This window comes from Fibrobacter sp. UWB7 (assembly GCF_900142945.1).
GTDB lineage: Bacteria > Fibrobacterota > Fibrobacteria > Fibrobacterales > Fibrobacteraceae > Fibrobacter.
This window is the reverse complement of sequence record NZ_FRCO01000003.1, coordinates 297,604-309,447: the sequence shown is the minus strand read 5'-3', so window position 1 is coordinate 309,447 and position 11,844 is coordinate 297,604. Positions and strand designations below refer to the sequence as shown.

The following is an 11,844-nucleotide window of genomic DNA, read 5'->3' as shown; positions in this document are numbered from 1 at the left end:
CATGGATACTTCACGCCTCAAAAAATTTGCAACAGAAGCTCGATCCAACCTAATCAAAGGGGTGGTTGACCGCTTAAAAATGCTAGGTTTTGACGAAAAAGGACACGTAGAAGATTCAGTCCGTCCAGAGAAACTACAAGGCGGCATTCTATTTCGAGGGAAACTGAAACAAGGGTACGACTTCTATAACAAGTGGATCGCTTTAGAATCAACCATTAAGAACCACCCTAAGGGTGCAAAAGTAGGCATCAAACATGTTGCCGAAGAAGCCGCCTATACCTGGTTCAACCGTTTTGTGGCCATCAGGATTTTGCAGAAGAACAGGCTCATTGAACCCCAGCTTGCATACGCCGAAGGAGGCCGAATTCCCCTGATTGTGGAAAATGCCCGTCAGGGACGCCTCCCTACGCTTGATGAAACGGAACGGGCCGAACTGGATGCGCTTTTGGATGATGATTCCAAGGTACTTGAACAGTTTACTGTGCTTATTGTGGCTTATTGCCATACGACACCCATTCTGCTGAATTGCTTTGGCCATATCGATGACTATACGGAATTGCTGTTGCCGACAAACATACTTGCTGCGGGCGGCTTCATTGACCTGTTGAACACAACAGATTACATTACAGACAAAGATTTCAAGCAGACTGAACTTATCGGCTGGCTTTATCAGTTCTACATATCCGAGAAAAAGGATGAGGTCTTTGCCAGTTTCAAGAACAAGAAAAAGGCCGAAGCCGAAGATATCCCGGCCGCGACTCAGATATTTACGCCGAACTGGATTGTGAAATACATGGTCCAAAACACCCTTGGTCGCATTTACCTGGATAACAACCCCGGTAGTGACTTGGCTAAGGACTGGAAGTATTTGGTTGATACTCCTACCGCGTCTGATTCGATATACAGGTATGCGGAACTGGAATCCCTGAAGGTGGCCGATTTTGCAAGCGGTTCTGGACATATCCTCAATGAATTCTTCGATATGCTGTATTCGTTCTATATGGACGAAGGTAGTTCTCCAGCTCAGGCAATCGAGAGTATTTTCAAGCACAACCTGATAGGTATTGACCTTGATACACGCGCAAAGCAGCTTTCGATGTTCAGCTTGCTGTTGAAGGCTTGCCAGAAGAATGCCAGGTTTGTTGATGCGAAGGTCTTGCCCCGTGTCTATGACATGCCTGATCCCATTACGGACAAGGAATGGTTGCGAGAGACCTTGCCCCATTATTTCTTGGGTGGAACAGATAGGGTTATTAAGGAATCTACAGAAGCACTTAAACTGATGGAATCGGCAAAGAATTTGGGTTCCACAATGGTTTTCAAGATTTCGACGGAAACCCGCAATGCCATTGCTGAACATATCGACATCTGGAAGGAAAATGGCAATGAGGACCTTCAGAATTTGGTAAGGTCGTTCCGTATAATCCTTGCCTTAACCGACAAGTATTCCGCTATTGCTATGAACCCGCCGTATATGGGCAATGGCAATATGAATGCGGAATTAAGTGATTATATAAAAAAGAACTACCCCAACAGCAAGGCGGATTTGTTCAGCGTATTCATGGATGTGGCGATAGATAGGCTTGCGTCGAATGCCAAGTATGCTATGATAAACATGCACAGTTGGATGTTCCTTTCGTCCTTTGAGAACCTGCGCAAGGATATACTGGAACATTACAGTATTGATAGCATGATGCACCTTGGACCAAGGACTTTTGACGAATTGAGTGGGGAGGTCGTTCAGAATACTGCCTACGTTGTGTCAAACAGGACTCCACAAGAGAATGAATCGGGAACGTATTTCCGTTTGGTGGATGGGAAAGATTGCTCTGATAAGGAACGGATGTTCTTGGATGGGAATGATAACCATACAGATTATGTCTATTATTCTAATATTTCCCAGAGCAACTTTGAAAAAATCCCTAGCAGTCCCATTGGCTATTGGGTTGGCGATAAAGTTCGTCAGCTGTTTGCAAAAACTAATGTTGAATCTATCGCGTTTTCTGATGGAAAAAATGTAACAGGTGATAATGATAGATTCCTTCGATTCACTTGGGAAGTTGATTTTAATAGAGTCGGTAAGGGCTGCAAATGGATGCTTCAAACAAAAGGTGGTGAAGCTCGTCGGTGGTATGGTAATACATTGAATGTTATTGCGTGGTCGCCAGAAGATATTGAATTTTATCATAGAAATAAAATGTCAAGGGTTATTAAAGAATACCTTTGGTATAAAGAGGGCGTTACCTGGTCTAAAATTTGTTCGGGAAAAGCGACTTTCAGGTTTCTAAGAGTGGATTCGACCTATGATGAAGTAAATGTAACGCCATATGAGCCTGAAAATATTTATGGCTTGTTAGGTTGCTTAAATTCAAAGGTCACGAATTATTTGTTGGATATTATTAATCCGACATTTAGTGTGCAAACAGAAAACGTTTTAAAAATACCCTTCTATTCTAATCAGGAAATTGAATCCCTTGTAAAAAGTAATTTCGCAATCTCTAAATCCGACTGGGATGCTTACGAAACATCCTGGGATTTCCAGAAGAATGAACTTCTTGCAATGACCCTTGAAGACGAAGATGCCAATGTTCAGTTTGATATTGATGAAGCCGCCAAGTGTGGAAAAATGCTATGCATCGACCGAGCCGCGCCCGAACCTGAAAGCCTGTCTTGGCGAATGAGAGTCTATCAGGGCAAATGGGAGCGCCTGTTCAAACAGCTCCATGCTAACGAAGAAGAACTTAATCGACAATTCATTGAAATCTATGGCTTGCAAGACGAATTGACACCCGATGTCCCACTGGATGAAGTGACTATCCTTCAACAGGGTGAAATTTCAATCGGCAAGCCAGCCGATTGCAATATGAGCTGCGATGCGCCTCTTGTCGATTATGAGCAAATAGAATGGCATGAAGATGTTGTTATCAAGCAGTTCATTAGCTATGCCGTTGGCTGCATAATGGGCCGTTACCGACTGGATAAGCCTGGGCTTGCCATTGCGCACCCGAACGCTACCGCCGAGGAAATTGCCCCTTACACCTATAACGGCGAAACCTTCAAGATTGACGATGACGGAATCATCCCGCTGATGTCTAAGGATTCAGCTTTCCCCGACAACGCCGTAAACCGCTTTACGGATTTCTTGCGGATTGCCTTTGGCTCTGAAAAATTGACCGAGAATCTGAATTATGTAGAAAAATGCTTAGGCAAATCTATTGAAGATTACCTCTATAAGAATTTTTGGGATGACCACAAGAAAATGTACCAGAACCGCCCAATCTATTGGCTCTTCAGCAGTAAAAAAGGTGCATTCAAGTGTATCGTCTACATGCACCGCATGGACGCCTATACAGCAGAACTCGTCCGTAAGAATTACCTGCTCTCCCATCTAGACTACCTACGCAAACGAATAGCCGGTCTAGAGGCAGACGAATTAAATCTTTCTTCTGCAGACAATAGAATGCTAAAAAAGCTCCGTGATCACTACGATGAATGTCTTGAATACGATGGTCGCTTACAACGTGTTGCATCAGAACAAATCGCATTTGATCTAGATGACGGCGTTGTCGTAAACTACGCAAAATTCGGAGATGTTCTCGCAAAAATCAAGTAGGAATAAATAAACATGGCACTATTTGAAAAAATTACAGATTATTTTACGCGCAAACCCGACTTGCACGTTCTCTTTGTTTTTGACAATGGTTTACAAGGGTACGAACAAGAGCTCCCCCATCCAGGCGACGCTCAATGGCCAGAAAATTTCATTTATGAAATCTATGACAACCGGTCATTCAGAATAAAATACAACATTGAACACGAATGGAAAGAGAAAAAAGTCGTACTGCTAGTAAGATCAGCATCACCACAAGACGAAGAATCACGATTAGCCTTTCCTCTTTTAGACATCTTGGCAAGTAATATGGAGTTCAAAGAAGATTCTCCTGAATTATTCATGCAAGAAAGAAACATAAGCCACGATTACATTGACTATGTAAAGCGTAATATCACCAAATTGCAACGCAAGAAAAATGACGATATCCTAAAAGGCTATTACAGAGATTTGTCAATCGACATATTAAACAGAAGTATCATAAGTGCTGAGTTAGATTCAAGAAACCTTCTAGATTGGCCCTCCATTTTTCTGAAACTCATTATATTGGGCAAAAAAGATAACGCAAAAAGAAAAGACAAATTCTTCAATGCTATATACCAAAGCAAGGATTCTCTCCAAGCATTACAACAAATGGTGCAACGAACATTTGGGTATAAAGTAGATCCAAATCGTCAATTTAATTACGAAGGAATGCTACAGTTCATCGCAAAATCCTTGAAATATAATTCAATATGCGGTAATTTGACTCTTATTCCTGGCGACAATTATGAACAATTCAAAGTTTTCGGAGCACTTGATACAATAAACGCCATTTGGGATGCAGGACAAAAAGACGAAGTATTCAAAGAAACTTTAGATGAAATAGCTTCTGATATAAACGAAAGCTACATTCTAAAGATTTACGGAGCAGAAGCAAATTACTTCCGATTAACACCAAAGCTCGCATATCCAATTGCAGAAAATCTAATTGAAGAACGTCTTTGGGCCGCTCCCAATGAAGTAAATGACAAAATTCGTTCAATGTTAAACAACACAGATGACAACCAAGTCAAAGGAACTCTTCAGTTTCTTGCAAGAATCTGCGATTTTTATACAACTAGAAATTCACTCAAGATAAACCGCTTAAGCACCCCCCAAGAATACATTCAGACATACACAAGCGACATATATTTACTAGACTCATATTACAGACTTGCGTTGGAGCTATATGTAGATTTTACTGATGAAAATCCAATCAAAGAATCTCTTGAAAACGCAAAAAAGCGCCTCGATAATGATTACGCTAAATTCACCAGCGATTTAAATCGTAATTGGATAAACAGTTTCAATCGTGATTGCGGAGACATCCACAAACTCGGCTTTACCTGCCAAAATGAATTTTACACCAAATACCAGAAAAAGGATTCCAAATTAGCAGTAATCGTATGCGATGCATTCCGTTATGAAATCGCCGAAGAACTTAAGTTGGAGCTGTTGAAAAATAAAAAACACATTCCAAGCCTCGATTTTGCTATTGCACAACTTCCCACCGAAACAAAATATTGCAAAACAGCCTTACTTCCGCACAATTCATTAGAGTTCGTAGAATCTCCCGAACCAACACTCACTGTTGACGGAGAGGTCCTTTCAACTCTTGACCAACGCGAGAAGCATCTAAGAAAATACGTAGCAAACGCAAAGTGCATTAATTACAAAGATCTAGAGGGAATGAACCAATTGCAAAAAAGAGAATTATTCAAAAGTCCTCTAGTTTATGTTTTTTACGATTTTATAGACGACTCCGGTCACGACCACAACGCAAAAATTCTTACCAAAGCCTGTAGGGAAGCGATAAACGAATTAAAAAGTTTTATCTACACCTTGCATTCTACAATAGGAGTAAGCAATGTGGTACTGACTTCAGATCACGGGTTTCTGTACGATTTTGACATTGCCGAACAAGACAAGCAACAAATTGCAGAAAACAATCTAGAGAAAAAAACACGTTATTATTTGACCAAATCTAACGACTCTATTCAATACATTTCAAAATATCCTCTATCAAAAGTTTCTGGAATGAACAGAGACGACATATTTGTCGCCGTTCCATCAGGAACAAACCGCATTGCAGCTCCAGGTGGAGGCTACAATTTTGCACATGGAGGAATCGCATTACAGGAAATAATTATCCCCATACTGCGATCAAATACGACTCATGACGATGACAAGCAAAAAGTAAGCATAACAGTCCTTAACAGCAACTTAAGAATGGTTTCCAGCATACTACAGATTCAAGTATTGCAAAAAGAAGCCGTATCTAAGGAGTTTAAGCAACGCATCATAAAATGTGCTATTTTTGACAACAGTACTCTTGTCACTGAAGAAAAAGAAATCGCCTTAAACAGCACCAATGAAACAGATTTGGCAAAACGTGTATTTGAAATAAAACTAGCTTTAAATAAGTCAAACACATCTCAAATTCTAGAACTTAAGATTTGGGATGTAGACGATCCAATCAATCCTCTTTACAAGGCTCCAGTTACAAACAACACATTCATTGACCGGGATTTCTAAGGTAAAACATGGAATTACAAGACAAAATTCTAGAAATATTCAACGGAAAAGTTGTCCGCAAGGATCTTGCCTTCTTAGTTAAAGGAGGTCTTCCCGTACCAACCTATGTTCTTGAATATCTTCTTGGACAATACTGTGCCTGTTCTGACGAAACCGTCATTGCAGAAGGTATCGAAAAAGTCAAGTCTGTCATACGCGAAAACTATATAAACCGAGCCGACAGTGAAATAATCAAAGGCCGAATCCACGACCAGGGACAATACAAGATTATCGACAAAGTCAGCGTAGTCCTAAACGATCGCTTAAACCGTTACGAAGCCACCTTTGCCAACCTTGATTTAAGCAAGGTCCCTATATCAGAGGCAATCGTCAGACAAAATCCTAAACTTCTTTCCGGCAATGGAGTTTGGAGCATTGTAACAATATCCTATATTCCGTCAAATGAGGTTGACTCTCCATGGAACATAGAATTTTTTAAGCCCATCCAAATATCCAATGTAGACGTCAAAGATTACATCGAAAAGCGCAAGGAATTTTCCACCGACGAATGGATTAACCTCCTGATTCATACCATTGGGCTAAATCCGGAGTTGCTTTCTGAACGCGAAAAGATGATAGCTCTTTGTCGTTTGCTCCCACATGTGGAGAACAACTTCAACTTTATGGAATTGGGGCCAAAGGGGACTGGTAAATCACACGTATTCCAAGAGCTGTCTCCGTATGGAGTTCTCGTTTCCGGTGGCGATGTAACTTCGGCACGTCTTTTCGTTAAAATGTCGGGTAACCGAGAAATTTTAGGTCTTGTCGGCTTTTGGGATGTCGTTGCATGGGACGAATACGAACAGCAACCCGGTAAAACAGTAGATCCCGTAATGATTGATACCATGCAGAACTACCTTGCCAATAAGTCATTCAACCGCGGCAGGGCAACTCATGAAGCCTCTGCATCCATGGCATTTGTGGGCAACACAAAGCACTCTGTAGAAACCATGCTTAGGAACAGCCATCTATTCGAGTCTATCCCAAATCAATTCATCAAAGGTGCATTCCTTGATAGAATTCATCTCTACAACCCCGGCTGGGAAGTTAAAATTCTAAAAAAGGAATCCTTTAGCAATGGCTATGGTTTGATTACAGACTATATCGCAGCAGTTCTGCACGAACTCCGAAAAAAAGATTTCTCCGGAGATCTCTCAAAATTTGCACAATTTGACAAGACACTTTCCGAACGCGACCATCTAGCCATCAGAAAAACATTTTCTGGACTAATTAAGTTGATCTTCCCTGACGGCAAATACACCGATGAAGAAGCTTTCAAAATTATTGATTACGCAGCAGAATGTCGCAAACGCGTAAAGGATCAATTATACATTATTGATGAGACCTTCCGCAACGAGCCCACGAAATTTGAATACTTAAATGTAAAATCAGGTCAAAAGATTTCCATCGAGACTCTTGAAGAGATAAACTACGCCACAGCAGAACGAAACCGTACTGGAGATAATACCAGTTCTGCTGATGAATGCAAAAACTCTAAAACACCACAAGCAACAGACAATCAATCCGCTACAAGCAACAATGCAGATGTTCTTTCCAATGAACAAGCTCCAAAGCTTGAAGAAAAGGAAATTCATTTACGTCCCGGTCAAACCGGTTATTCATACAAAAATCTATTTTCTGCATATTTAAAAGATGCCAAACAAATCACTATTGAAGACCCTTATATTCGTAAATATTGGCAAATTAAAAATCTTGCAGAATTTATGGCGATGCTTGTAGAAACTCGAAATGTAGACGGTCTGAAAGTCCATCTAGTAACAAATTCCGACGAATATGAGCGCAAGGAAGTAATAGACGCGCTATCGGAAATTCAGGGCGAAGTTGATGCACTCGGCATGGAATTCACCTATGAATTCCGCAATTTCCATGATCGCAGTATTGTTACCGATGACGGATGGAAAATCACACTTGGTCGAGGATTAGACATCTATGACGGCTACTCCAAATATTCTATAGCAGTCACAGCACCCACACGCCGGTCTTGTAGGGAATGTTCTATTATTTTTAGGAAAGTCTAATACTATAAAGAAATCTGAATATGAGAACGGGTGTAGAAGCACACCCGTTATTTTAGTTTATATAAAACTTGACATTTTATTATCAATTTCTGGGACATCCCTTTTCAAACATTCGTAAGTGCAGAAGCATACATCTCACCCGCATTCAATTGACTTGGCAACAAGCTCCTTTAGATGTTCCTCAGTGTATCTTTTTATACCAATCCGGTATTCTATTGTTCTTTTGCAAATCACTTCTTGTGAACATATCTCTCATATTCGCAGCATTCGATACATTCCACTTACTAATGTCTCCGTTGAATACGGAATTTCTGAACATTTCGCTCATATTTGTCACTTTTGATACATCCCATTCGCAAAGATTTCCGTTGAAGTCCGAGTTTCTAAACATCCCGCACATATTTGAGACATTTGACACATTCCATTCGCTAAGATTTCCGTTGAAGTCCGAATTTCTGAACATTTGTCTCATGTTAGTGACTTTTGATGTTTTCCATTTGCTGATATCGCCATCAAATTTTGAACGAAAAAACATTCTGCTCATATTCGTCACATTTGACACATCCCATTCGCTGATGTCACCATTAAAATCGGGTATATGCTCAAACAAACTACTCATGTCCGCTATCCTTGAAACGTCTATAAAATTCAAATTACAATTGTTTCCCTTTCTCTCGATAGCATCTTTAATAAATCGATGCAACATTTTTTTTGTCCCAGTCGGGATTTTTCCTGATTCTATAAGCGCAGAACCTTCAAATATTTTATCAAACTTCTTGACTCTTATGATATTCCAGCTGATTATGTTACCATTGAATTTTGATTTCACAAACATTTCGCTCATATTTGTAACATTAGAGACATCCCATTTACTGATATCGCCATTGAATTCGGATTGGGCAAACATACGGCTCATGTTTGTAACATTGGAGACATCCCATTCACCGATATTCCCACTGAATTGAGATCCTTGAAATAGTCCACTCATATCGGTCACCCTAGACACATCCATATTATTTAGACTGCAATCATTTCCTCTAATAGTTATTAAAGCCTTTACAAGACTCCTCAAATGGGTATTATTTCTGACAACTATTTTATTATCCTCGTTGGTTGCACTTTGTATTATTTTATGGTAAATAATATGGCATAAAGATGTGTCGCCAAATTCGTCCATTTGGTCTAAGCCTGAAACATTCCATTTTCTGATGTCTCCATTAAACTGAGAATTTTTGAACATTCCACTCATGTTTGTAACATTGGAAACATCCCATTCGCCGACATTCCCATTGAACTGAGAATCCTTGAACATTCCACTCATGTTTGTAACATTGGAAACATCCCATTCGCCGATATTCCCATTGAACTGAGAATCCCTGAACATTCCACTCATGTTTGTAACATTGGAAACATCCCATTCGCTAATATTCCCATTGAATTGAGATCCTTGAAATAGTCCCCTCATATCAGTCACCCTAGACACATCCATATTATTTAGATCACAATTATCTCCATGAATAGTCATCATTGCGTTTATTAAATTTCTTAGGTGTGTGTTATTTCTAACAATCACTTTGCCATTTTCATCGGTTGCATTTTTTATTATTTTGCAATAAAATTTATTTCGCCAAGAGGCGTCGCCAAATCCATCTATTTTGCAAGAATCATCAACAGTCCAATTGCTGAGATCTCCGTTGAATTCTGATTCAGAAAACATCCAACTCATATCAGTCACTTTTGACACATCCCAGTTGCTAACGATTCCATTGAACGGAGAACCACAAAACATTCGACTCATATCCGTTACGCTAGAAACATCCCATTTACTGATGTCACCCCGAAAGGCCTCGTTTCGATCAAAAAAAGGTTCATAACTATGAGTTTCAAACATGCTTCTCATATTTTTTACATGCGACACATCCCACTTACTAATATCTTTATTGAATTTTGAACTGTAAAACATTCCACTCATGTCTGTTACATTTGAAACATTCCAGTTACTGATGTTACCATCAAAATTTGAACACCGAAACATGTTGCGCATATTTGTTACATTAGACACATCCCATTCGCTGATATTCCCATTGAAGAAAGATGTGTAAAAAAGATTACTCATATCCGTCACTTGCGACACATCAATAAAATTCAAATCAGCATGGTCACCAAGGCTGTGCATCATATCTTTTAAATGATATTCATCGCGAGCAACGACTTTGCGACCAGTTTTCATGCATAAAGATAAGGACAACCTATCTGTTAGTCCCCAAAAGTTTCCTGTGTAGCAGGAATCCTTGAACATATCATCAATACATGTTTCAGGAGACACTTTCCAGTTGCTGATATCGCCATTGAATTTTGATCTAGAGAACATTGAGTCCATTTGCGTGACGTTGGCAACATTCCAATGGCTTATATCGCCATTGAAACGTGCTCCAGCGAACATAATCGACATATTAGTAACATTGGAGACATCCCAACAGCTTATGTCACCATCAAATTCAGAACACATGAACATCTCATACATATTGATAACATTAGAGACATCCCATTTACTGATATCGCCATTGAACTGAGACTGTTTGAATAAACTATCCATATGCGTTACTTGCGACACGTCAATAAAATTCAGGTCGCAATCCGGACCATACTTTTCTATGGCTTCTCGGACCAAATTATGAATTGTTCCGTTTGTTGCTATAACCTTTTCCGGCATACTCCACCTCTTTTTTTACCTGTTCCATGTTTTTCTCCTAGTGAACACCCAGAGTCACCAAACAGGGTCTACCCCTTCAAAAACTCCAAAATCCTTGCTCGGTAATCCGGAGCTTCGTCGTAGGCGGCATGGCCGTAGTTCTCGTAAACGTAGAGTTCCGTCGGCACACCATTTTGCTTTAGCACTTCGGCGATTTCTCGGGAAGCGATTACGCCCAAGACCTGGTCGAGTTCGGCGCCCAAAACGAGCGTCGGACATTTGAGCTTTTCAAGTCCTGCAAAAGCATCGTATTCGAGGCAAGCGCGAGCAAGCACGCAAAAGCGCTTCATGTCCTGTTCCGTGGCATTCGTGTTCATGCGCATCAGACTCTTTTTGTACTTGCGGATTGTTTCAGCAGAAAAAACTTTATCTATAAAATTCGAGCAGAGGGCTTCGATATCGCGAGCTTCGGCGAGGCGTTTCCATTCCGTCATCACCGCGCGAGACATATCGTTCAAGCGAGCAGCACTGCAACCAAGCGCCAAGCGTTCGACCTTCTGCGGGTATTGTTCAGCAATGATTTGCGAAATCATGCCACCCTGCGAAATTCCAATGAAGCAGGCGCGTTCAATGCCCAACGCATCCATCGCTTCGGCAGTATCAGCCGCCATCTGTTCCATCGGATACGATTCACCGAAATTCTTTTTACGGTCGAACATGTAGACCGTATAATCGTCTGCGAATATCTTGTACGAATCCACCACCATCGAGGCAAGGCCCATCATACTCTTGAGACTCATCCCCGGTAACAACACGAGCGTACGCGCGCCTGTACCAAACTTGAGGTAGTCCATTTCAAAATTGTCGGTTTTTACGGTCTGTACGGTATAATCAATCATATTTTAAAG

5 protein-coding genes are annotated in these 11,844 nt (G+C 40.6%); 3 read left to right on the top strand and 2 right to left on the bottom strand.

From position 1 onward, the window contains the following. The first annotated feature begins 1 nt into the window (after position 1). The 3 genes from pglX to brxL are packed head-to-tail and all read left to right on the top strand — an operon-like array spanning position 2 to position 8,244. Positions 2–3,613: a BREX-1 system adenine-specific DNA-methyltransferase PglX gene (gene pglX, locus BUC30_RS10990; protein ID WP_073424901.1), complete on the top strand. Its 3,612-nt coding sequence runs from the start codon at positions 2–4 to the stop codon at positions 3,611–3,613. Positions 3,614–3,625: 12 nt separating this feature from the next. After that, positions 3,626–6,166, top strand: coding sequence for a PglZ domain-containing protein (locus BUC30_RS10985; RefSeq protein ID WP_083555776.1), 2,541 nt, complete (start codon positions 3,626–3,628; stop codon positions 6,164–6,166). Positions 6,167–6,174: 8 nt separating this feature from the next. Continuing rightward, positions 6,175–8,244 (top strand): BREX system Lon protease-like protein BrxL, encoded by a 2,070-nt coding sequence (gene brxL, locus BUC30_RS10980; RefSeq protein ID WP_073424900.1) that lies wholly within the window; start codon positions 6,175–6,177, stop codon positions 8,242–8,244. 181 nt (positions 8,245–8,425) lie between these two features. Here the strand turns inward: brxL and BUC30_RS10975 are convergent, their stop codons facing one another. Further along, on the bottom strand, positions 8,426–10,957 hold the full coding sequence (locus BUC30_RS10975; protein WP_073424899.1) for a BspA family leucine-rich repeat surface protein: 2,532 nt from the start codon (positions 10,955–10,957) through the stop codon (positions 8,426–8,428). Positions 10,958–11,025: 68 nt separating this feature from the next. After that, a complete protein-coding gene (locus tag BUC30_RS10970; RefSeq protein WP_073424898.1) occupies positions 11,026–11,835 on the bottom strand; it encodes an alpha/beta fold hydrolase in 810 nt (269 codons plus the stop codon). Positions 11,836–11,844 lie beyond the last annotated feature (9 nt).